Genomic DNA, 24,638 nt, shown 5'->3' with positions numbered 1-24,638 from the left:
GATGAAGACATCCGACGAAGAGCTCGTCAAGGCGCTGCGTCGCTCTCTGAAAGAGATCCAGCGGCTGAAGCAGGCCAATCAGCGTTCGGCCGACCGGGCACGCGAACCGATCGCCATCGTGGGCATCGGTTGTCGATATCCGGGCGGGGTGCGCTCGGCGCGGGATCTGTGGCGGCTGGTCGCGGACGGGGTGGACGCGATCGGGGCGTTTCCCGCCAACCGAGGGTGGGACCTTGACGAGTTGTTCCATCCGGATCCTGATCACGCCGGAACCACGTACGCGCGGGAGGGAGGGTTCCTGCACGACGCGGATGGGTTCGACGCGGAGTTCTTCGGGATCTCGCCGCGTGAGGCGCTGGGGATGGATCCGCAGCAGCGGGTGATGCTGGAGGTCGCCTGGGAGACGCTCGAACACGCGGGCGTCGACCCGGCCGGCTTGCGCGGCACCGCGACGGGGGTGTTCGTCGGAGCTCTGACCTCCGAGTACGGCCCCCGCCTGTACGAGCCGGCCGCGGGCTACGACGGCTACCTGCTGACCGGGAGCACCCTCAGCGTGGCGTCCGGCCGGATCTCTTATGTGCTGGGCTTGGAGGGGCCGGCGATCACGGTGGACACCGCGTGTTCCTCCTCGCTGGTGGCGATTCATCTGGCCGCTCAGGCGTTGCGCCGGGGCGAGTGCTCGCTGGCGCTGGCCGGTGGTGTCACGGTCATGGCGACCCCGGGGATGTACGTGGAGTTCGCGCGGCAGCGGGGGCTGGCGCCCGATGGGCGGTGTAAGGCGTTCGCCGCGGCGGCCGATGGGACCGGCTGGGGCGAGGGCGCCGGGATGCTGCTGCTGGAGCGGGTGTCCGACGCCCGTCGTCTGGGTCACCGGGTGCTGGCGGTGATTCGTGGGTCGGCCATCAATCAGGACGGGGCTTCCAACGGTCTGACGGCTCCGCACGGTCCTTCGCAGCGGCGTGTCATCCGGCAGGCGCTGGCGGAGGCGGGGTTGACCGCCGCGGAGGTGGACGTGGTGGAGGCGCACGGGACCGGGACCACGTTGGGTGATCCGATCGAGGCGCAGGCGATCATCGACACCTATGGGCAGGACCGGCCGGCTGATCGGCCGTTGTGGCTGGGGTCGCTGAAGTCCAACATCGGCCACACCATGGCCGCCGCCGGAGTGGGCGGTGTGATCAAGATGGTCGCGGCGATGGAGCGGGGGGTGTTGCCGAGGTCGTTGCATGTGGATGAGCCGAGTCCGCATGTGGATTGGTCTGGTGGGGCGGTGTCGCTGCTGGCGGAGTCGCGGCCGTGGCACCCGTACGGGCGGCCGAGGCGGGCGGCCGTGTCGTCCTTCGGGATCAGCGGTACGAACGCCCATCTGATCTTGGAGGAGCCGCCGGCCGTCGGGGACCAGAGCAGTGGTGATGGTGGTGCTGTTGGTGGTGGGTCGCCGTTGGTGGTGTGGCCGCTTTCGGGGCGGAGTGAGGAGGCGTTGCGGGCGCAGGCGGGGCGGTTGGGTGGGTATCTGGCCGGTCGTCGGGATGTGGATGCGGTGGCTGTGGCTCATGGTTTGGCGGCGGGGCGGACGCATTTCGCGCATCGGGCTGTGATCGTGGGTCCGGCGGCCAGGGGTGTGGAGGAGGCCGTTGAGACCGCTCAGACCGGTGGGGTCGGCGAGGCCGGTGTGGTGCTGGGTGGGGGGCTTGGGGCTGTTGCCGGGGGGTGGTCTCATCCGGGTGTGGTGTGTGGCCGGGTGTCTTCGCAGGGGCCGGGCAGGACGGTGTTGGTCTTTCCTGGTCAGGGGTCGCAGCAGGCGGGTATGGGGTTGCAGTTGTATGAGGCCTTCGGGGTGTTTCGCGGGGCTTTGGATGAGTGTGATGAGGCGTTGCGGTCGCTCACCGGTTGGTCGGTGGTGGAGGTGTTGCGGGGGGAGGCCGGTGTCCCGGGTATGAGGGGTGCCGGTGTGGTGCAGCCGGTGTTGTTCGCGGTGATGGTGTCGTTGGCCCGGTTGTGGCGGTCGTGGGGAATTGTTCCTGATGCGGTGGTCGGGCATTCGCAGGGGGAGATCGCGGCGGCGCATGTGGCTGGTGCGTTGTCGTTGCAGGATGCCGCGGTGGTGGTGGCGTTGCGGAGCAGGGCGCTGGCGGGGTTGGCGGGTTCGGGGGCGATGGCTTCGGTTTGGGCTGATGGGGTCACCGTGGCTGGCTGGTTGGGCCGGTGGGAGGGCCGGTTGTGGGTGGCGACGGTGAACGGTCCGCAGAGTACGACTGTTTCCGGTGAGGCCGGGGCGGTGGAGGAGTTTTTGGCGATGTGTGCGGCCGAGGGGGTGCGCGCGCAGGCGGTGGATGTGGATTACGCCTCGCATTCTCCGTTGGTGGAGGGGTTGCGGGAGACGATCCTGGAGGCGTTGGCGGGGATCCGCCCGCAGTCCGCTGAGGTGCCGTTCTTTTCCACTGTGGAGGGTGAGGCGGCCGGGCGGCCGTTGGACACCACCGGGCTGGATGCGGGTTATTGGTATCGGAACCTGCGTAATGGTGTGCGGTTCGATGAGACGGTGGGGTGCCTGCTCGGTGAGGATCATCGGGTTTTCGTCGAGGTCAGCCCGCACCCCATTTTGGTCCCAGCGTTCCAGGCCAGGGTTGAGGCGCATGATGCGCCGGCGGTGGCGGTGGGGAGTCTGCGCAGGGACCGCTCGGAGGTGGCGGCGCTGGGCATGGCGTTGGCGCAGTTGCATGTTCATGGTCTGAGCCCGGACTGGGAGGCGTTGTATCCGGCGCCGCCGGTCACCGGGCGGCCGGAGCTGCCGACCTACCCCTTCCAGCATCAGCGGTACTGGCTGTCCCCGGGGGTGGGTGCGGGTGGGGACGTGTCGGCGGCGGGTCTTGGGGTTTCGGATCATCCGTTGGTGGGTGCGGTGGCCGAGCTGGCCGAGCGGAGCCAGGTGGTGTTGACCGGGCGGGTTTCGCTGCGAGGGCACGCGTGGCTTGCCGATCACGTTGTGGCCGGCAGGGTGCTGCTGCCGGGTACCGCGTTTGCGGATCTGGTGCTGCGGGCTGGTGATCATGCCGGTTATCAGGTGATTGATGAGCTGGTGTTACAAGCGCCATTGCCGCTGGACGCCGATGCGGCGGTGGAGCTTCAGGTCATCGTCGGGGCGCCGGGGGAGGGCCGGCGCGCGTTCGGTGTTCATTCACGTCCGCACCGTGCGGGCGGGGGCGGGCAGGACCCTTGGACGTTGCACGCCAGCGGATATCTGTCCGGCGTGTCAGGCGATTCCCCCGCCGCGGCGGGTTGGGGTTCGTGGCCGCCGCCGGGCGCGCACCCTGTCGGGGTGGAAGATCTGTATGAGCGCCTGGCCGCTGGTGGTTACCAGTACGGTCCCGCCTTCCAGGGCGTGAGCGCCATTTGGCGTCAGGGTGATGACCTCTACGCCGAGGTCCGGCTTCCCGAAACCCTGGACGCCCGCGGTCACGACATCCACCCCGCCCTCCTGGACGCGGCCTTCCACCCCCTCCTCCTCACCACCACCACTGGCACTGGCAGCGGTAGCGTGCGGATGCCGTTCGCGTTGTCGGGGATCACCCTGCACGCCACCGACGCCACCAAGCTGCGGGTACGCATCACCACCATCGACACCGACACCTTCAGCGTCACCGCCACAGACCCCGCGGACGCACCCGTCATCACCATCGACACCCTCACCCTCCGCTCCAGCGACGCGGACACGCTGAACAGTCCTCCTGCCGTGGTCTCCGACGTCGGCTCGAACCTGTCACACCTCTCCTGGACAGCGGACGCCAGGCCCGTGCCGGCGAATGTCGCGGCGCGACGGCAGCCCCGCTGCGCTGTGCTGGCAGAGCAGAACCCGGAGCGAGCGATCGAAGTCGCCACAGCGATCGGCGACGTCCCCGTATATCGGGACCTGACCGCGCTGATCGGCGAACCGACCTCAATCGGCACAGAGGATCCAGAGCTGGTCGTCTGGCTTCCCCCTCTCATCGACGCCGGCGGCGTCGACGTTCCTGCGGCTGTTCACGCCGTCACCGAGCAAGCTCTGAAGCTGCTGCAAGCGTGGACGAACGATCCTCGGCTGACTGACACTCGCCTGATCATCCTCACTCACCACGCCGTCACCACCAGCCCTCTGGACGGATCGCCCGACCTTGCTCAGGCCGCTGTGTGGGGGCTGGTTCGCACCGCCCAGAACGAATATCCCAATCGTTTCGCGCTACTGGACACCGACTACCACGAAGCCTCCTACCGGCAGATTCGGCACCTGCTCACCCGTCACCTCCTGGAGGACGAGGAAGGCCAGTCGGCCCTTCGCCAGGGTGTCGTCCACACATCCCGTCTCACCCGTGTCCGATCGGACGACATTCTCTTTCTGCCGGCTGCCGCCTCCTGGCGGCTGGAGACCGTGGGTGAGGGCACCCTCGCCAATCTCGTGCTCAGCGCCGACCCTGATCCGGCGGAAGCGGCGCACCTCGCTACCACGGCGGACATCGCGGGCCCACGTCCTGAGCCGGCTCTGGCCGACGGTCACATTCGCATGCGCATCTGCGCCAGTGGACTGAACTTCCGCGACGTGATGGTCGCTCTCGGCCTCGTCGGAGACGGCGGTTTAGGCCTGGAAGGAGCAGGAGTCGTCACCGAGGTCGGTCCCAACGTGGACGGGCTGGCCGTCGGCGACAGGGTCATGGGGTTCATACCTGATTCGTTCGCCCCCGCTGGAGTCACGGACCAGCGCATGGTGACTACTGTGCCTCGCCGCTGGTCCTTTACTGACGCGGCTTCTGCCCCGGTGGCTTATCTGACGGCCTACCACGCCCTGTCTGAACTGGCCGAAGTCCAGGCCGGACAGCGAGTGCTGATTCACGCGGGCGCCGGCGGGGTCGGTATGGCGGCTATCCGGCTTGCCCGGCACGCGGGGGCGGAGGTGTTCGCGACCGCGAGCCCGGCCAAGTGGCCGATCCTGCGGGAGATGGGCCTTGACGACGACCATATCGCCTCGTCCCGCAGCCTGGAGTTCAGGGCCAAGTTCCTGCGGGTGACCGGCGGCCAGGGAATGCATGTCGTAATGGACTGCCTGAAGGGCGAATTCGTCGACGCCTCATTGGAACTGCTGCCCAACGGGGGGAGTTTCATCGAGATCGGCAAGACCGATGTACGAGACGCGGGTCAGGTCGCCGCCATGTATCCCGGCGTCGTCTACCAGGCCGTCGACCGCGCCCTCGGCGACCCCCGAGTCATTCACCGGCTGTTCACCCGACTTGCTCCGTTGTTCGAAGACGGCACCTTGCCCGCCCTTCCTGTCAGCGCGTACGACATCCGGCAGGCACGCCAGGCATTCCGGGATATGAGTCAGGCCCGCCACGTGGGCAAGATAGTGTTCGCCCTCCCGAACGCGCCTGACGGCGACGGAACCGTGCTGATCACAGGGGGAACGGGCACCCTTGGTGGCCTGCTCGCCCGTCACCTGGTGACCAAGCACGGGATGAGAAATCTCCTCCTGGTCTCTCGCCGGGGTCCGAACAGCGACGGCGCCGTCGGACTGGCCGAAGAACTGACCGAGCTCGGTGCGAGGGTCACGGTCGCCGCCTGTGACATCGCGGACCCGGCCGCACTCGCCGCTCTTCTCGACTCCATCCCTCAGCGGCACCCATTGACCGTTGTCGTGCATGCCGCCGGAGTGCTGGCCGACGCGACCGTTCCAGCGCTCACCCCTCATCATCTGCGCCGGGTACTGCGCCCCAAGGTCGACGCCGCCTGGAATCTGCACCGGCAAACCCGCCACCTCAACCTGGCCGGATTCGTGCTGTTCTCGTCTCTGAGCGGCACCATCGGCTCCCCTGGACAGGGCAACTACGCGGCCGCCAACGCGTTCCTTGATGCCCTGGCCCAGCACCGGCGTCACCTTGGTCTTCCGGTCGCCAGCTTGGCATGGGGCTATTGGCAGCCGGCTACCGGGATGACCTCCCATCTCGGCGGCAGTGACAGATCACGTCTCGCTCGTTTCGGCTTCACACCCATCACCACCGAGCACGGAATGAAGCTCTACGACGCGGCACTGGCCACGGGCCTGCCTGCCCTGGCGCCGGCTCCGCTCGACCTTCGCGCCCTCACCGCACAGTCCCGGACCGGAACACTCCCCAAGATTCTCACCGGCCTGTCGGCGACTGCCGCTCGTCGCCGTGCCGGTGACGCCGGCACCGCACACTCTTTCGCGGCCGAAATGGCCGGCCTCAGTTCTGCTGATCGGCACGAGCGCCTCCTGCGGCTCGTCCAGGACCAAGGCGCCACGGTTCTGGGACATGGCACCTCCACCGCACTCGACCCGGAGCGGCCCTTCAAAGCCCTGGGCTTCGACTCCCTCACAGCCCTCGAACTCCGAAACCATCTGAGTCACCACACCGGTCTCAAACTCCCGCCGACCCTCATCTTCGACCATCCCAGTCCGCGCGCGCTTTGCGCGTACCTCGACAGCAGGTTTTCCTCCGTCATACCAAAGGAGTCCTCCGACCCTCTTTCCGAGCTCGGCAGATTCGAAGCCGCCCTCGCCTCGGCCGTCCTTGACGAGGACGCCAAATCTGCGATCGAAGCCAAGCTGAACGGCTTGCTCGAAGGCCTGGGCAGATCGCGGCGGCAGTCGGATGCCATGGTCGAACACATAATGTCGGCTTCGACCGACGAGATATTCGACCTCATTGACAAGACTATTTCCTGATGTCAGGCGAGACGATTATGCGGAAGTGGGCCCGGTGAACGACCAGGAAAAGCTCGTACAGTATCTGAAAATGGCGACGGTCGAGCTGTACGAGACCAAGCAGCGGCTTCGTGAACTGGAAAGTCAGGCACGCGAGCCGATCGCGGTGGTGGGGATGGGTTGCCGTTTCCCTGGTGGGGTCAGATCCGCGGGGGATCTGTGGGATGTGGTGGCGGCGGGGCGGGAGGTGATCGGTGAGTTCCCGGTGGATCGTGGCTGGGATCTGGACGGGTTGTTCAGCTCTGATCCGGATGAGTCGGGGACGACGTATGTCCGGCGTGGTGGGTTCTTGGAGGACGCCGGTGGGTTTGACGCGGAGTTCTTCGGGATTTCGCCGCGTGAGGCGTTGGGGATGGATCCGCAGCAGCGGGTGATGCTGGAGGTCGCGTGGGAGGCGGTGGAGCGGGCGGGCATTGATCCGCGCAGCCTGGCCGGGACTCCGACCGGGGTCTTCGCGGGGATGTGGTCCCATGAGTATGGTGCGGGGGGTTCCGAGGCCGTTGAAGGCCATCGGCTGACCGGGGTAGCGGCCAGCGTCGCATCCGGGCGGATCTCTTACTTGCTGGGCCTGGAGGGGCCGGCGATCACGGTGGACACCGCGTGTTCCTCCTCGTTGGTGGCCGTGCATCAGGCCTGTCAATCACTGCGATCAGGTGAGTGCGACCTCGCCCTCGCCGGTGGCGTCACGGTCATGGCCTCCACCGACCTTCTCGTGGACTTCGCCCGGCAGCGTGCGCTGGCGGCGGATGGCCGGACCAAGGCGTTCGGTGCCGGTGCCGACGGCATGGTGGTCAGCGAGGGCGCCGGGATCGTACTGCTCGAAAAGTTGTCGGACGCGCGGGCCAACAAGCATCCGATTCTGGCGGTGATTCGTGGGTCGGCCATCAATCAGGACGGGGCTTCCAATGGTCTGACGGCTCCGCATGGTCCTTCGCAGCAGCGTGTGATCCGTGCTGCTCTGGCCAATGCGGGGCTTACTGCGGCTGATGTCGATGTGGTGGAGGCTCATGGCACTGGGACGGCCTTGGGGGATCCGATCGAAGCCGGTGCTCTGCTGGCCACCTATGGGCAGGAGCGGCCGGCTGATCGGCCGTTGTGGCTGGGGTCGGTGAAGTCGAACATCGGTCATACGCAGGCGGCGGCCGGTATCGCTGGGGTGATCAAGATGGTCGCGGCGATGGAGCGGGGGGTGTTGCCGAGGTCGTTGCATGTGGATGAGCCGAGTCCGCATGTGGATTGGTCTGGTGGGGCGGTGTCGCTGCTGGCGGAGTCGCGGCCGTGGCACCCGTACGGGCGGCTGAGGCGTGCGGGTGTGTCGTCGTTCGGTATCAGCGGTACGAACGCTCATCTGATCTTGGAGGAGCCGCCGGTCGTCGACGGTGATGGTGACCGTGATGGTGCCGATGCCGATGCCGATGCCGATGCTGACGCTGGTGCCGGTGGGGTGTCTGCTGGGTCGCCGTTGGTGGTGTGGCCGCTTTCGGGGCGGAGTGAGGAGGCGTTGCGGGCGCAGGCGGGGCGTTTGGGCGGGTATCTGGCCGGTCGTCGGGATGTGGATGCGGTGGCTGTGGCTCATGGTCTGGCGGCGGGGCGGACGCATTTCGCGCATCGGGCTGTGATCGTGGGTCCGGCGGTGGGTGAGTCCGATGTTGGTGGGGGGCTTGGGGCTGTTGCCGGGGGGTGGTCTCATCCGGGTGTGGTGTGTGGCCGGGTGTCTTCGCAGGGGCCGGGCAGGACGGTGTTGGTCTTTCCTGGTCAGGGGTCGCAGCAGGCGGGTATGGGGTTGCAGTTGTATGAGGCCTTCGGGGTGTTTCGCGGGGCTTTGGATGAGTGTGATGAGGCGTTGCGGTCGTATACCGGTTGGTCGGTGGTGGAGGTGTTGCGGGGGGAGGCCGGTGTCCCGGGTATGAGGGGTGCCGGTGTGGTGCAGCCGGTGTTGTTCGCGGTGATGGTGTCGTTGGCCCGGTTGTGGCGGTCGTGGGGAATTGTTCCTGATGCGGTGGTCGGGCATTCGCAGGGGGAGATCGCGGCGGCGCATGTGGCTGGTGCGTTGTCGTTGCAGGATGCCGCGGTGGTGGTGGCGTTGCGGAGCAGGGCGCTGGCGGGGTTGGCGGGTTCGGGGGCGATGGCCTCGGTTTGGGCTGATGCGGTCACCGTGTCGGGGTGGTTGGGCCGGTGGGAGGGCCGGTTGTGGGTGGCGACGGTGAACGGTCCGCAGAGTACGACCGTCTCGGGCACCACTGAGGCGGTGCAGGAATTCCTCGCGGTATGCGCGGCCGAGGGGGTGCGCGCCCAGGCGGTGGATGTGGATTACGCCTCGCATTCTCCGTTGGTGGAGGGCTTGCGGGAAACGATTCTGCAGGCCCTGGCAGGAATCGACCCGCAGTCCGCTGAGGTGCCGTTCTTTTCCACTGTGGAGGGTGAGGCGGCCGGGCGGCCGTTGGACACCACCGGGCTGGATGCCGGCTACTGGTACCGGAACCTGCGTAACAGCGTGCGGTTCGATGAGACGGTGGCATGCCTGCTCGACCAGGACCACCGCGTGTTCGTCGAGGTCAGCCCGCACCCCATTTTGGTCCCAGCGTTCCAGGCCAGGATCGAAGCGCATGATCTGCCCGCGGTGGCCGTGGGAAGCCTGCGCAAGGACCGTCCGGAAGCCACAGCGCTGGCCACCGCGCTGGCCACGTTGCACGTTCACGGTCTCAGCCCCGACTGGAACGCACTGTATCCCGCCCCGCCGATCACCAGCCGACCCGAACTACCGACCTACCCCTTCCAGCACCAGCGGTACTGGCTCACCCCGACGGTGGGAGCAGGCGGCAGTGTGTCAGCGGCGGGTCTGGAAGTTTCCGATCACCCATTGGTGGGTGCGGTGACCCAACTGGCCGAGCAGGGCCAAGTCGTATTGACAGGGCGGCTTTCGCTACGGGAACACCCCTGGCTCGCCGATCACACTCTGACCGGCAGGACGCTGCTCCCCGCCACCGCCTTTGTCGATCTGGTGCTGCAGGCTGCCGATCACGCCGGCCACCACATCATAGATGAACTGGTATTACAGACGCCGCTACCGCTGAACGCCGATACACCGGTGGACCTTCAGCTCGTCGTCGAACCACCACAGAACAACCGGTGCGCCTTCAGCGTTCACTCCCGCCCTCACCGCACCGACCGGGACGAGCAGAACACCTGGACGCTACACGCCAGCGGATACCTATCCCCCGACTCCGATGCCTTGCCCGACTCGGGCGCTTCGCCCCACTCGGCTGCTTCGCCCGCGACAGCGGACTGGGATTCGTGGCCGCCGCCAGGCGCACACACTGTTCAGGTCGAAAGTCTGTATGAGCGTCTGGCCGCCCGCGGCTACCACTACGGTCCCGCCTTCCAGGCCCTGAGCGCCATCTGGCGCCAAGGCGAAAACCTCTACGCCGAAATCCAGCTTCCCGAAAACCTGGACCCCCGCGGCCACACCATCCATCCCGCCCTCCTCGACGCAGCACTTCACCCCCTTCTACTCACCACCACCACCGACACCCACAGCGACAGCGTGCGGATGCCGTTCGCCTTGTCAGGGATCACACTCCACGCCACCCACGCCACCAAGCTCCGAGTACACATCACCATCATCAGCCCCGACACCATCCGCCTCATCGCCACAGACCCCGCAGACGCACCCGTCATCAGCGTCGACACCCTCACCCTCCGCTCCAGCAGCCCGCTCTCGGAGGGGCACGCTCCCTCCAGGTCGAGGAGCCGCCGGACCGGGACCGTCCGTCGCCGTGCCGGCAATGCCGACACCGCGCATTCCTTCGCCGCCGGACTGACCGGCCTCACTCCGGGTCAACAACACGACCGAGTCCTGCGGATCGTCCAGGCCCACGTGGCGACCGTTCTCGGGCATGTCAGCTCCAGCACCCTCGACCCAGGGCAGCCGTTCAAAGCTCTCGGCTTCACCTCCCTCAACGCGCTCGAGCTTCGCAAGCAGCTCGGCCAGACCACCGGCTGCCACCTTCCGCCAACCGTCGTCTTCGACCACCCCACGCCACGGGCTCTGGCAACTCATCTCTACGAGCAGGTAGCCGGTGTCGCATCCGCCGCCGTTCCGACACCGGTCGGTTTGGAGACTGACGAGCCGATCGCGGTGGTGGGGATCGGTTGCCGTTTCCCTGGTGGGGTCAGATCCGCGGGGGATCTGTGGGATGTGGTGGTGGCGGGGCGGGAGGTGATCGGTGAGTTCCCGGTGGATCGTGGCTGGGATCTGGACGGGTTGTTCAGCTCTGATCCGGATGAGTCGGGTACGACGTATGTCCGGCGTGGTGGGTTCTTGGAGGACGCTGCCGGGTTTGACGCGGAGTTCTTCGGGATTTCGCCGCGTGAGGCGCTGGGGATGGATCCGCAGCAGCGGGTGTTGCTGGAGGTCGCGTGGGAGGCGGTGGAGCGGGCGGGCATTGATCCGCGCAGCCTGGCCGGGACTCCGACCGGGGTCTTCGCGGGGATGTGGTCCCATGAGTATGGTGCGGGGGGTTCCGAGGCCGTTGAAGGCCATCGGCTGACCGGGGTAGCGGCCAGCGTCGCATCCGGGCGGATCTCTTACTTGCTGGGCTTGGAGGGGCCGGCGATCACGGTGGACACCGCGTGTTCCTCCTCGCTGGTGGCGATTCATCTGGCCGCTCAGGCGTTGCGCCGGGGCGAGTGCTCGCTGGCGCTGGCCGGTGCTGTCACGGTCATGGCCTCCACCGGCCTGTTCGTGGACTTCGCCCGGCAGCGTGTGCTGGCGGCGGATGGCCGGACCAAGGCGTTCGGTGCCGGTGCCGATGGCATGGTGGCGAGCGAGGGCGCCGGGATGCTGCTGCTGGAGCGGGTGTCCGATGCCCGTCGTCTGGGTCACCGGGTGCTGGCGGTGATTCGTGGGTCGGCCATCAATCAGGACGGGGCTTCCAACGGTCTGACGGCTCCGCATGGTCCTTCGCAGCAGCGTGTGATTCGTGCTGCTCTGGCCAATGCGGGGCTTGCTGCGGCTGATGTGGATGTGGTCGAGGCTCATGGCACCGGTACGGCGTTGGGTGATCCGATCGAGGCGCAGGCGATCATCGCTACCTATGGGCAGGAGCGGCCGGCTGATCGGCCGTTGTGGCTGGGGTCGGTGAAGTCGAACATCGGTCATACGCAGGCGGCGGCCGGTATCGCTGGGGTGATCAAGATGGTCGCGGCGATGGAGCGGGGGGTGTTGCCGAGGTCGTTGCATGTGGATGAGCCGAGTCCGCATGTGGATTGGTCTGGTGGGGCGGTGTCGCTGCTGGCGGAGTCGCGGCCGTGGCACCCGTACGGGCGGCTGAGGCGTGCGGGTGTGTCGTCGTTCGGTATCAGCGGTACGAACGCTCATCTCATCCTGGAGGAGCCGCCGGCCGTCGGGGACCAGAGCAGTGGTGATGGTGGTGGGTCGGCGTTGGTGGTGTGGCCGCTTTCGGGGCGGAGTGAGGAGGCGTTGCGGGCGCAGGCGGGGCGGTTGGGCGGGTATCTGGCCGGTCGTCGGGATGTGGATGCGGTGGCTGTGGCTCATGGTCTGGCGGCGGGGCGGACGCATTTTGCGCATCGGGCTGTGATCGTGGGTCCGGCGGTGGGTGAGTCCGATGTTGGTGGGGGGCTTGGGGCTGTTGCCGGGGGGTGGTCTCATCCGGGTGTGGTGTGTGGCCGGGTGTCTTCGCAGGGGCCGGGCAGGACGGTGTTGGTCTTTCCTGGTCAGGGGTCGCAGCAGGCGGGTATGGGGTTGCAGTTGTATGAGGCCTTCGGGGTGTTTCGCGGGGCTTTGGATGAGTGTGATGAGGCGTTGCGGTCGTATACCGGTTGGTCGGTGGTGGAGGTGTTGCGGGGGGAGGTCGGTGTCCCGGGTATGAGGGGTGCCGGTGTGGTGCAGCCGGTGTTGTTCGCGGTGATGGTGTCGTTGGCCCGGTTGTGGCGGTCGTGGGGAATTGTTCCTGATGCGGTGGTCGGGCATTCGCAGGGGGAGATCGCGGCGGCGCATGTGGCTGGTGCGTTGTCGTTGCAGGATGCCGCGGTGGTGGTGGCGTTGCGGAGCAGGTCACTGGCGGGGTTGGCGGGTTCGGGGGCGATGGCCTCGGTTTGGGCTGATGCGGTCACCGTGGCTGGCTGGTTGGGCCGGTGGGAGGGCCGGTTGTGGGTGGCGACGGTGAACGGTCCGCAGAGTACGACCGTCTCGGGCACCACTGAGGCGGTGAAGGAATTCCTCGCGGTATGCGCGGCCGAGGGGGTGCGCGCGCAGGCGGTGGATGTGGATTACGCCTCGCATTCTCCGTTGGTGGAGGGGTTGCGGGAGACGATCCTGGAGGCGTTGGCGGGGATCCGCCCGCAGTCCGCTGAGGTGCCGTTCTTTTCCACTGTGGAGGGTGAGGCGGCCGGGCGGCCGTTGGACACCACCGGGCTGGATGCCGGCTACTGGTACCGGAATCTGCGTAACAGCGTGCGGTTCGATGAGACGGTGGCATGCCTGCTCGACCAGGACCACCGCGTGTTCGTCGAGGTCAGCCCGCACCCCATTTTGGTCCCAGCGTTCCAGGCCAGGATCGAAGCGCATGATCTGCCCGCGGTGGCCGTGGGAAGCCTGCGCAAGGACCGTCCGGAAGCCACAGCGCTGGCCACCGCACTGGCCACGTTGCACGTTCACGGTCTCAGCCCCGACTGGAACGCACTGTATCCCGCCCCGCCGATCACCAGGCGACCCGAACTACCGACCTACCCCTTCCAGCACCAGCGGTACTGGCTCACCCCGACGGAGAGAACAACCGACGTCCCGTCGCACGATCTCGAATTCTGGCGCGCCGTAGAGAACGACGATCCGGGAGAGGTGGCCTCCCTGTTGAACATCGTTGACGACGAGCGGATCGCCTCCCTGAGGCCCCTGCTCAAGGACCTCGCGGACTGGCGTCTCGGGAGCAAGGATCGTGCGGCCACGGGGGATTGGCACTACCAGCTCACGTGGCGACGGCTGGATCGAGAAGTGCCGCGGCTGTCCGGCACCTGGCTGGTCGTCACAACGCCCGAACAAGCCGATATGGGCCGAGTATCGGCGACTTCCAGGGCAATGACCGAGCAGGGGGCGAAGGTCGTCACCCTCGTGGTCGCCGACACCGTCTCCCGGGAGGACCTGACTCGACACGTTCACGACACAGTCAGATCGCCCGCTCTGTCGACTGCGGATTCAGGCGCCAACGGCCGTTCATCCGCCCTGGCGGGAGTCGTCTCCTGGCTGGCCGTGGACCGGCGCTCTCATCCGGCGTTCCCCCATCTGCCGGCAGGTGTGATCGGCAATCTCAAACTCGCCCAGGCCCTGGAGGGGATCGACGTTCCCCTGTGGGTCCTGACTCAGAACGCGGTGGTCACCGATCCTGACGAACCGCTGGACGATCCGATCCACGCCCTCTCCTGGGGCCTGCACCTTGTGGCACGCCAGGAGAATCCGCACGGCTGGGGAGGGCTGATCGACCTGGCCGAGCACGTCGGCGATGACGTCGGCACACACATCTGCCAGGCCCTTGGCGGTGGCGTCGACGACCAATTCGCTGTCCGGCCGAGAGGACTGCTGCGTCGCCGGCTCAGTCGTAGTGCTGTGTCCCGATCCTCCTCCTACGCATGGCCTTCCGACGGCACGGTGCTCATCACGGGTGGTACCGGAGAAGTAGGAAAATCTCTCGCCAAGCGGATTGCGCACAACGGCGCCAGACACCTGCTTCTGCTGAGCCGCAGTGGGCCGGAAGCGCCGGGCGCCTCACGGCTGGTCGACGAAGTGCGTGCTCTGGGGGCCGAGATCCGGATCGTCGCCTGCGACATCGCCGATCGTTCCGCTCTGGCGGGGGTGCTCGCCGACATTCACCCCGGTCAGCCGCTGCGGACGGTCATTCACATGGCCGGTACGTTCGACGACGCCACGCTGTCCGACCTCACAGAAGAACGACTGGAGAACGCTCTGCGGGCAAAGGTCGATGGTGCGCTGAACCTCCATGAGCTGACGAAATCCCGTGACCTCTCAGAGTTCATCCTGTTCTCGTCAACGGCCGTCATCCTGGGCGGAAAGGGGTTCGCGAGTTACGCGGCGGCGAACGCCTTCCTGGATTCCCTCGCACATCATCGTCGTGCTCAGGGTCTTCCCGCCCACTCGATCGCATGGGGGATCTGGGAGGGCAGGGACCACACCTTCCCGCATCACGGCCTGAGAAGAATGCGGACGCAGCAGGCTCTGGCCGCGCTTGAGGAGGTGCTGACCGAGGACCGGCCGGCCGCTGTCATCGCCAGCTTCGATTGGGGTAACTTCTATCCGCTCTACACCGCCTATCGTCCGTGCTCCCTGTTCGATGAGATCCCGGAAGTCGCGCGACTCCGCCAAAATCCTGCCGTCTCCTCCGGAGCCGGAGCCGGATCCGGCGACGCGTTGGCGGTGCGACTGGCGGAACTGTCCCCGGAACGACAGCGCCACCACCTCCTGCGCCTCGTTCAAACCACCGTCGCCACCGTGCTCGGCCACAGTGACTCCGACGGAATACCGCTCGAACACTCCTTCAAGGATCTCGGCCTGGACTCGCTGACCGCTCTCGAACTTCGTAAGCACCTCAAGCAGGTCACCGGCCTGGAGCTTCCGGCCACCCTGATTTACGACTATCCGACCTCGCAGGCCCTCGCCGCCTACGTTCACCGGGAGCTCTGCCCGGACGAGAGCGGCAAGGACGCCGGCCCGATCCTCTCGCTTCTCAGGCAGGCGATATCACTCGGCAAGCCTGAGCAAGGGGCTGATCTACTGCTGACCGCGTCGCGGCTCCGCCCGTCATTCGACGGCCTCTCCGCTGAGGCGCGACCGCTGCCTTCAGCTTCGCTCTCCCAGGGTCCTGTGCGGCCGGCGCTGGTGTGCCTCTCGTCGGGTGAGTTCGAATATCGCAAATTCGCGAGAGCGCTCGAAGGAATTCGGGACGTCTCCGCGATCATCCTGCCCGGGTTCTCCAGCAGCCCACTTCCCGCGAACGTGTCGGTCATGGCCGAGAGCGTGATCAAGGCGCTTCCGGAGTCCCTTCACGGGAAGCCGGTCGTACTGGTCGGCGCCTCGCTGACGTGTCTTCCGGTGTGCGCGACAGCACTGGCACTGGAACAGCTGGACTCGCCACTCGCGGGTGTCGTGCTGATCGATCCCCCTGGGAACGCGGCGAACGGACGCGACGACGAACTTTCCCTCCTTCTGCGGAGATTGGCAGGCAAGGAGGGGCCCGACGTCCCCTCCGACGAGCGACTCACCGCGACCGCCTGGTACAGCGAACTCTTCCGCCGCTGGGAATCCGCGGAGATCGAAACCCCGATCCTCCTTGTTCAGCCAGGCCACGCACGCCCTCCCCTGCGGTGCCCGATCGCGTCCACGGAAGCCCCGAAGGTGGTGACCGTTCCCGCCGGGACCGACGTACTCGAAGAACACTCCGCGCTCATCGGCCTGACCGTGAGTAACTGGCTGATGGATCTGGCGCGGGGCACAGCCAATGAAACGGGGCGGAACATTGCTTTGGGATAGCGTCTTCATCTGCGGCACAGGGAGGTTCCTGCCACCCCGGGTGAACGTCGAGGACGTGCTGAGCGGCAGCGCCGTCAGTGCCAATCCGACCAGCCTCAAGCTGTCCGACTGGGCGTCCCTCACCATTTCGCGGGACTACTCGGCGGCGGAGATGGCGGGGATGGCGGCAGTCGACGCGATGAAGAATTCGGGACGCGACGCCGATGACATCGCGTCGCTCGTCTACGCCTGTTTGGATGATCAGGACCATTTCGCGCCCGCCTGTCACGTGCAACGGGTCCTCGGCGCGTCCGAGGCGCTGGCATTCGAACTGGGAGCGGCGAGCAACGGGGGAGCGACGGGCCTCGTCGTCGCGGCGAGCTTGCTGAGATCCGACCCTTCCGCCAACGCCACGATGGTCACCGCGGCCGGCCGCTACCAGGCGGGTAGGTTGCGGCGATGGCAGGAATCGCTGGGCATTTTCCTTTCGGATGGTTCCGCCGCGGCGGTTCTGTCGCGCGACGGCGGATATGCCCGGCTGATAGCCAGTTCTCACACCTCCGCGTCCGAGCTCGAGTCGCTCGTCGCGGTGCGGGAAGATCTGGAGAACGGGAATATCATGCTGGCCCAGCAGACCGGCCTCGGGCCCTACCTTCCGATCATCCGAGATGCCGGCATAAGAACAGTGAGGCAGGTGCTGGAGGAGTCGGGAGTCGAGTTGTCGAAGGTGGCGAAGGTCGCAGTGACCGGAGTCGGCCTCGCTCAGCTCTCCGCTCTCATCCTGGAACCCCTGGGCATCGCGCAGAGTCGTACCACCTGGCCGTTTTTACGAGAGATCGGCCATGTCGGCCCCTGTGACGCGCTCCTCGGTATCGATCACCTTCTCCGCGGTGGACAACTCCAAGGGGGAGAGAAGATTCTGGTTATCGGGATGGGAATAGGCTTCCGCTTCACCACTCTGCTTCTCGAAGTCTGTGACCCACCCGCCCCGGAGTAGTCCAGAGCCGCCGACGGCGCCGTCTCCAAGCCTGGATCCGCGAGGTGCCGGAGGCGGCGGTTGCCGTGACCCCGGGGGTTCGGTCACCAGATGCCGGGCGAGTTGTCAGGGCGCTGGAGCGGTCGTGGCGCCGGGTACGTTGCCGTGAGGAGTTCTGGGGTCCGTATCGCCCTCGCCACCGCCTCGGAAACCGTTTGAAAGGCGGCGTGTAGTTCCTCCGGGTCTTTCGCCGTAAGAGGCTGAAGATCCGGTCGGGCAAGGTACTCCCTCAACATCGTCGTGTCCGCGTCTCCCCCGATGGCGATGGCCATTCGAAGCGCGCGTCGTCCCACCGGGGTGCGGTCGAGCTCGTCGAGGGCCGCCTGCCAGTGTTCACTGCTGTCGGTGGGATGACCGTCGGTGGCCAGGACTATCACGGACGTCAACGTGTCGGCCATGGCGGAAAGCGTGTCAAGTTGACTTGTCAGCAAGCTGAGAGGCGCGGCGAAGTTCGTACGGCCGCCCGCGGTGACGTCCCGCCACTGGAAGTCCTCGATCGGCGCTGGTTGCTGAAGGTGCCACCGCGCGTCACTTGAGAAAGTGATCACGCCCATGGTCAGCCGTGTCGCCGGCTCGCCGGCCGCGGTGCGTCGTAGCTTCGCGACCGTTCCCCGGACCACGACGTTCAAAGCCTCGATCTTGCCCCCGGCGGCCATCGAGGCCGAGCAGTCGAGCAGGCAGAAGAGATACACGTTCCTGCTGGTCAGCCGGGCGATGCTGCGCATCAACACGCTGGGCGTCACAGTCTGGGCACCGGCCCGGCGGGCCATCTCGGCGATCATGAGGTCAGCGGAGACCAGCACGACGGTCCGCCCGGCGTCCTCCTCTCGTACGAGCCGAACTATCAGATCATCGACAGCCGACCCCGGACCGAGCAGCACGCGCACCCCGCGAGGCGAGCTGACGGTGGTCGAAATGGGCGGCGGCCCCAGGTCGAACACACACGTGATCTCTTTCCGCGAGCTGGAGGCCAGGCCGGCGAGGCCGGCGAGCAACCGCGACCGCCGGTCGGCGAGCGGCAGGTCGCGATACGCGTTCGCGGCGACGTTGTCCCCGTCGACGATGAGGTGGACATCCGGTGACTCCAGCAGCAGATCGAGCGGATCATCGGACTCGCCGGGTCGGCCCGCCGTGCTCACCGCCACGTTGACGCGCAGCTCGTCGCCGTCGCCGAGCCCCGCGTCATGCAGCATCTGAGCCGGGTCCAGGCGGCGGCGAGTTCCATCGCGGCCGATCCGGTCGAGCACGGTTTCGGGAAGACGATCGTCAACACCCTCATGGAGGTAGTTCGCTAGCACAGTCTGCGAGATGTCGGCCAAGTGAGTCGTCGTCGGCACGTCCCGGAACGTGAACTCCCGTCCGTCGGGCCCCTGCACGCGCAGCGTGCTCAGGGTGGAGGGGCGGAAGGGATAGCGACGGAATTCGACGCGCGCGCCGGGATTTCCCTCGCCCACGATCGCGCGGATCCTGCTCAGGGCGTCGTCCGACTGCTCGCCCGGGTCGGTGATGAGCACGGCGCACTGCTCGGCGGTGCCGTACAGGAGCGTGGCCTTGGGGTCGAATCTGGCACGTAGCAGGTGCGTCAAGTCGTACGGGTCATATCTGCCGGACAGGATGACGACCGGATACAGGGTTTGCTCAGGAGACTCCCCGTCGCCGCTTTCGCTGGGAGTGTCCTCAGCCGGCAGCACAGAGATCCACGCGAGTACGGAGAAGTTCTTGATCCGCACCTTGGTACGTCTCAAATCCGGGAGAAGCCGCCGGATGGCCTCGTCAGAGTCGGTCTCGCGGTAGAGCTCGTCGGTCATGCCCACCGCGATGTCGCCATTCTCGCTCCGGGTCAGCGCGAGCCTTAGCTCCGTCGAATCGAGTACGCGGAAGACTTCTACCAGCGGTTGCGCGGACGGGCCGGTCGCCGCGAGGTTGACCATGCCATGGCCGAGCGCGATGCGAAGCCGGAGCCGAGCCTCTCTTCCGACCGCACGGTTCAGCAGGGAGACGGCGTCTCGCATGCCGGTGAGGAACTCCGGTAGGACCCGGCTGACGTCGACGCCGCCCGGAAGGAGCAAGAGCAGGCCGTCACCGGATTCCTCTATGAGGAAGTCATCGGGATCCACGCCGGCCAATCGGCACGCGTCGGTGACGGCGACCCGCAACCGGTGCCGCGTCTCGACCTGTCGCTGGTGGTTCAGGCTGCTATGGGCGAAGACATCGACCGCGACGCACAGGCGCCGCTCGAAGCGAGGGGCCTCCTCGACCGGGTCGCTCGCCTTCTGGTCGAGGTGGTCTTCGGGAAGTGAATCATCGACCTCGGCGGCGACCGCGTAGCCGCCGGTACGGGCGACGGGGACCTTGGCGATCAGGTGACGCGGCACGGTGGGGATGTCGCCGGCCGCGTCGGCGCTGACGCCGGCCGGTAGCTCGATCGTACGTATCACGACGCCGCGCGGGGTGACGATGGTGAGCCACAGGGAGCGGTCGCCGAGCGTCTCGTCGGGGGTGACGACGAACTCGGCCGGGCCGTACGACCCGCCGAAGCGGTGCACGATGACGCTGGCGTCGTGCACGGCCCCGACGGAGAAGCCGGTCGACCCGTCCAGCACGCAGGTGAAGGCGAACTCCTCCTCCTCGTACGGCCAGTCCTGGATGGGACCCGCGAGGCGGAGATCGACCGCGACCAGATGCGGGCGCCCCGCTGTCATGGAACGCGGCCAGCTCACCACGGGCTCCAGTCGCAGCTGGGCGTCGGTGGCGGGAGTCATGGCGCCCCCTTGGCAGCGTCGGGGGAGACCAGCGTGCGCGGGCTCCCGTAACAGACGTACATGAATCTGTAGAGCAGTGGAAGCAGTTCCCTGTTGGCTCCTGGTCCCGCGACGGCCGCGAGGTCGGCCGGTGTCAGGCCGGCGGCCTTGGCGCGCAGGTCACGCACCGCCTCGGCCACCGATCGTCCCGGATTGTCGCGTAGGTGCTGGAGCAGCTCGCGGGCCATCTCATGGGCCGGGCCGTCGCCGACCGCGCCGTTGGTCGCGAGCACCCCGGCGGCGCCCGATCGCAGGAAGACCTCCGAGAACCCGCGCAGCACCCGGTCGTTGAACCGCTTGGTGTCGTAGCCGAGCGAGCCCGAATGGCAGGCGTTGAGGAAGACGAAGGTCGCCGCGGGGCGTAGCCGGGGGAACTTCATCGGGTCGACGTGCAGGAGCGGCAGCGTGCCGAGCGCGCACTCGGAGAGCTGCTCGCCGAACTTCCCGTGGCAGGCGACGTACACCAGGGCCAGGGCGTCGCCGTCGAGCTTGAGCGCCTTGGTCAGGTCGTACATGGTGCTGCTGGGCTCGACCCGGTAGCCGGTGAGCAGTGAGTGGTCGCGGTTCATCTCGGGGTCGATGTAGGCGGCGACCGAGCCGGTGCATTCGTGGGACGAGCGGTAGTCGCGCACCGTCTCCGGCCAGGCGGTGCGGATGGACAGCCATCGGGTGATGGTCACGACCCCGCCCAGCCAGCCTTCGGCACGACCGGAGTCGTACTCCAGCCAGAACAGCTCCCACGGGATCCGATATCCCGTGTCGTCCCAGATCACGAGCTGGAAGCGGTCCCCGTGCACGGCAAGGCGCCGGTCGAGCCACCGGGTCAGCTCCGTTTTCGGGCGCGACCAGATCTGCATGAAGCTCAGGACGTCGGCGGGCAGCTCACCACCGGAGGACACGAGCGACCCCAGGTCCAGATCGGGCTTTCCGTACACCTCCGCGAATTCGGTCGCCTCGCCGCAGCAGCAGACGCCGCGCAGCCGGAAGCCAGGCGTCTCCTCCTTCCGCCGGAACGGGACGACCGTGAGAAGGGCCATTCCCTCCGGCAGCCCAGCGCCGAGATCGGCCTCGACGACGTCGAAGACCATGGGGTCACCGGCGGCACCGGGCTTGCCGGCGGTCATCGTCGCCGGGCCGGCCGTCACGCTCGCCTGCGTCACGGCGGGACGTTGGCTCACGGCCGGCGGCATCAGGCGTTCGGCGCCGGGAATGCCGGAGCCACCCTTGCCGCCCGCATCGCGCCGCGACCCCCCGAAGACGGCACTGAAGAACCGGCGACGATTCTCCATGGTCATCCGGAGCCCCCCGCATCGCCGGACATGTCCTCCATATCATCCAGGACATTCGAACGGTCCAGCGTGTGGAAGCCGCCCGGGACGATCAAGCCGCCCAGGGCGGTGGCGAGAAGTGCCGTGAGGTGGGAGCCGGGACGTGGCCCGGGATCGACGACGACGCTGCGCACGCGGTGCAACGCGCTGATCTCGCCCGCCACGCCGAGCGCGTCGTCGACCCCCTCCCTGGCAACCCGCTCAGGCAGGGACTTCGCCCGGCTCGCGGCAAGAGGAACGTTGGCGCGCCCGTCGGTGACCACGACCAGCACCGCCTCGACGACGGCCGCGTCCCCCTGCTGGGTCTCGCGGCGCAGCAGTCGTGCGGCCAGGCTGAGACCGTGCGCGAGCGGTGTGGCCCGGCCGGGCCGGCGTTCCAGGGCCGTCGCGACGCGGGGATCAAGAAGGCCGCGTGCCGCGAACCGCTGCGCGCACAGTTCGTCGGAGGCGTCGGCCGCGCCCACCTCCACGACGTCGACCGGCGCCCGGGCCGCGTACGCCCATCGCAGATACGGCGCCAGCGGGCCGTACCAGTCCCACCCATGGTGGCAGGTGTGGTCGAGCAGCAGCACGAGCAGGCGGCTCGGTCGCGGCGCCCGCCGGTGACCGCGCAGGTCCACCGCTTCGACGTGCAACCGGTGGCCCGCCTGGAAGTGGTCCGGGCCGCACCGCAGCGTCTGGAACTTCGCCGACTCCAGCAGGGTCGCGGCCATCGCGATGTCGCGCACCTCACGCGCGGGCCCGGTGCCGATCGGATGTCCGCGAGGCGGTCCGCCGCCGGCCCGCCGGTGCCAGGGGACGCGCAGCGGGTACTCGTCGTGCTCGGGGTCGGCGTGGTCTTCGGGGTAGGGATCGCCGGAGGTCTCGGCGTCCGGCAGCGGCCCGCTCGGAAGCGGCGTGCCTTCCCCCGCGGGCACGTCGAGATGGCCTGCCTCGTGGTCCGCTCCACCTTCGACGGGTACCCAGGGTGCGCCCGGTTCGATGAGCCGTTCCGGTCCTGACGGATCGTCCGGTCGCGTCGTGGGGGAGAGCCCGATCAGGCGTGCGGCGGCATCGACGTGCTCCCGCTCGACGACGGACTCGTCATCCAGTGCCGCCAGCGCGCGGGCGATCCTGGCCAGCGCCAGGTCGCGGCGGGTCCCGGCCGCGGCGGGCGGCACCAGTTCCACGACGCCTTCGGCCGCGGCCATCGAGAGTCCGGGAAGCCGCCCCGCCCCTATGGCCCGTCGCCACTGAGGATCCGGCTCGCCCAGAACCGCCGTCCGATCCCCGGCCGCCCGGAGTCCCTCGGCCTCCGCGGCCGAGCGGGCGGGAACGTCCTTCCGCAGTCCCGCGGCGTCGATGCGAACCGCGAAGCGGTCGAGCAGATGCTGGGAGACCCGGCCCACCTCGGCGCGACGGCAACAGGCGATCCAGTAGTCCGCAGGCCGCCAGCGCATCCGCATTCCGGCTCGCTCCAGATGCACCACGTCCGCCCCGATCGTGGCGACCGCCGCGCGGGCGCCCGCCAGGCCGAGCAGGGCGAGGTCGGGCACCACGACCACGCCGGGCGGCCGGTCGGCGCCCACCAGCGGCCCGTGCTCCAGCCGGAAGCCGTTCGTCTCACCCGGCCGAGGGCGGATCCGCGTCCACAGATCGTCGTCGGTGGCCGTGGCCCCCAGCATGCTGATCGCGGGCGAGCCCCCGACCAGGCCGGCGAACCACCGCACCACCGGCACGATGAGGTCCGCGTCCAGGTCGAACAGAAGGATCCCGGCGAGGCTCCGGTCGAGCGCGGCACAGGCCAGCGCCGTGGCGACCCGCTCGCGGACGTCCATCGCTAGTCTCCCGCGTCCGCCGTGAGGATCTCTCCCGCCTCCGCCGCGAGAAGCCCGGCGAGGCGCTCCTCGTCCTTGGCGGTCCACTCGAGCCCTTCCCCGTACGCGGCCTCGCGACGGCGGTGTGCGATCGCCTGCGGTGCGACGGCCCGGACGTCCTGCGGCGTCAGCTCCGAACGCCCCGCGAGGGCCGCCGTCGCGCGGGCCGCCTGGGCCATGACGATCTCGCCGCGGTGCCCCGCGACCTGGAACTCCGCGGCGATCCGGGAGCACAGCGACAGGGCGTCATCGCTGAGCCGCACATCGGCGACCGCCTCGCGTGCGGCCTTCAGCGTGTCTCGGCGCTCGCGGTCGAGAGCGGCGCCCCGGTCCAGCCACGCGGAGGCCGGCCTGACGCGCTCCTCCTCGAAGCGCAGGACCGTCCTCAGGATCTCGCGACGCACCAGCGGGTCGAGTTCCGCGCTCACCGGGACCAGCAGGCCGAACCGGTCGAGGAGCTGGGGGCGCAGCGTGCCTTCCTCGGGGTTCATGGTGCCGACCAGGGTGAAGGACAGCGCGATCTCCGGCTGGTCCAGGCCCTCGCGCTGTACGGCCAGCAGGCCGGTGGAGACCACGTCGAGGATGAGGTTGACGATGTGGTCGTCCAGCAGGTTGACCTCGTCGATGTAGAGCATGCCCTGTCCACCCGCTTGTTCGAGCAGTCCGGGTTGGGGCTCGGTCTTCCCGGCCATCAGGGCGTCGATCCTCCAGCCCCCGATGACCCTGTCGTCGGTCACGTTCATCGGCAGCGTCACCGGCAGCTCGCCGTACATCATGCGGGCGAACGCCCGTACGATCGTCGACTTGGCTGTGCCACGCTCCCCGCTGATCAGCACCCCGCCCACGGGCGGCATCACGTACGAGATCTCGAGAGCACGTCGCAGAGCGTCCTGCCCGACCACGTAGCTGTACGGCAGCAGCGGAAATGTCGCGGCCTCAGGCATTCTTCCGGCCGTTCCAGCGCATGGAGATCTGCAACTGGGCCCCGCTGGTCGACTCGACGATCGCGGCGCCGACCTTGGCGTCCAGCTTCACCGCGAATTGCAGCTCCAGCTCGTCGGGCCGTGTGTCCTCGGGCATCTCGTCGAGCTTCCGCTTGACCTCCGCCGCGCACGACCGTACGAGGTCGACGGCCTCGGAGAACAGGGGCTCCGCCAGCTTCATGACCTTCTCCCGCACGCTGCGGGTGGCCTCCTCGTCGTAGATGTCGGAGAGGTCCGTACGGGGCGCCTCCTCCAGTTCGATCTGGATCGGGCGCGTTCCCTCGCCGGCCGGCACCGCCACGACAACCATCCAGTGGTCCTTTCTCCTATCCGCACTCCGCTGAC

General features: G+C 67.9%; 8 protein-coding genes. 3 read left to right on the top strand and 5 right to left on the bottom strand.

Annotated elements, in window-relative coordinates; all coding sequences use genetic code 11:
• The first annotated feature begins 1 nt into the window (after window position 1).
• From OG589_RS18205 to OG589_RS18195, 3 genes are read left to right on the top strand one after another with little or no spacing between them, the layout of a single operon-like run.
• Window positions 2–6,712 carry a type I polyketide synthase gene (locus tag OG589_RS18205; RefSeq protein ID WP_405150567.1) on the top strand — a complete coding sequence of 2,237 codons (6,711 nt, stop codon included), beginning with the start codon at window positions 2–4 and terminating at the stop codon, window positions 6,710–6,712.
• Window positions 6,693–16,310, top strand: a complete 9,618-nt coding sequence (locus OG589_RS18200) for a type I polyketide synthase (protein WP_405150565.1) — start codon at window positions 6,693–6,695, stop codon at window positions 16,308–16,310. The genes OG589_RS18205 and OG589_RS18200 overlap by 20 nt, the downstream gene beginning before the upstream one ends.
• Window positions 16,311–16,350: 40 nt before the next feature.
• On the top strand, window positions 16,351–17,286 hold the full coding sequence (locus OG589_RS18195) for a ketoacyl-ACP synthase III family protein (protein ID WP_405150563.1): 936 nt from the start codon (window positions 16,351–16,353) through the stop codon (window positions 17,284–17,286).
• 83 nt (window positions 17,287–17,369) lie between these two features.
• Here the strand turns inward: OG589_RS18195 and OG589_RS18190 are convergent, their stop codons facing one another.
• The 5 genes from OG589_RS18190 to OG589_RS18170 are packed head-to-tail and all read right to left on the bottom strand — an operon-like array spanning window position 17,370 to window position 24,603.
• Complete coding sequence (locus tag OG589_RS18190) at window positions 17,370–20,087, bottom strand: NYN domain-containing protein (protein ID WP_405150561.1); 2,718 nt, start codon at window positions 20,085–20,087, stop codon at window positions 17,370–17,372.
• Window positions 20,084–21,421 (bottom strand): CHAT domain-containing protein, encoded by a 1,338-nt coding sequence (locus tag OG589_RS18185; protein ID WP_405150559.1) that lies wholly within the window; start codon window positions 21,419–21,421, stop codon window positions 20,084–20,086. The genes OG589_RS18190 and OG589_RS18185 overlap by 4 nt, the downstream gene beginning before the upstream one ends.
• Entirely contained in the window at window positions 21,418–23,271 is a 1,854-nt protein-coding gene (locus OG589_RS18180) for a hypothetical protein (RefSeq protein WP_405150557.1), read from the bottom strand. The genes OG589_RS18185 and OG589_RS18180 overlap by 4 nt, the downstream gene beginning before the upstream one ends.
• A gap of 2 nt (window positions 23,272–23,273) precedes the next feature.
• Entirely contained in the window at window positions 23,274–24,254 is a 981-nt protein-coding gene (locus OG589_RS18175) for an AAA family ATPase (RefSeq protein WP_405150555.1), read from the bottom strand.
• The gene (locus OG589_RS18170; RefSeq protein WP_405150553.1) at window positions 24,247–24,603 is read right to left on the bottom strand and encodes a CU044_2847 family protein; all 357 of its coding nucleotides are present in this window, start codon (window positions 24,601–24,603) and stop codon (window positions 24,247–24,249) included. Before OG589_RS18170 ends, OG589_RS18175 begins: the two co-directional genes overlap by 8 nt.
• Between the last annotated feature and the right edge of the window lie 35 nt (window positions 24,604–24,638).

It is taken from the genome of Sphaerisporangium sp. NBC_01403 (assembly GCF_045040145.1).
Classification (GTDB): Bacteria; Actinomycetota; Actinomycetes; order Streptosporangiales; family Streptosporangiaceae; genus Sphaerisporangium; species Sphaerisporangium viridialbum.
This window is presented reverse-complemented; position numbering and strand designations above follow the sequence as displayed.

What these genes read in the sequence shown, in the direction of transcription:
- OG589_RS18205 (WP_405150567.1), top strand. Translation starts at nt 2, where the DNA reads ATGAAGACATCCGACGAAGAGCTCGTCAAGGCGCTGCGTCGCTCTCTG.
- OG589_RS18190 (WP_405150561.1), bottom strand. Translation starts at nt 20,087, where the DNA reads ATGACTCCCGCCACCGACGCCCAGCTGCGACTGGAGCCCGTGGTGAGC.
- OG589_RS18185 (WP_405150559.1), bottom strand. Translation starts at nt 21,421, where the DNA reads ATGACCATGGAGAATCGTCGCCGGTTCTTCAGTGCCGTCTTCGGGGGG.
- OG589_RS18180 (WP_405150557.1), bottom strand. Translation starts at nt 23,271, where the DNA reads ATGGACGTCCGCGAGCGGGTCGCCACGGCGCTGGCCTGTGCCGCGCTC.
- OG589_RS18175 (WP_405150555.1), bottom strand. Translation starts at nt 24,254, where the DNA reads ATGCCTGAGGCCGCGACATTTCCGCTGCTGCCGTACAGCTACGTGGTC.
- OG589_RS18170 (WP_405150553.1), bottom strand. Translation starts at nt 24,603, where the DNA reads ATGGTTGTCGTGGCGGTGCCGGCCGGCGAGGGAACGCGCCCGATCCAG.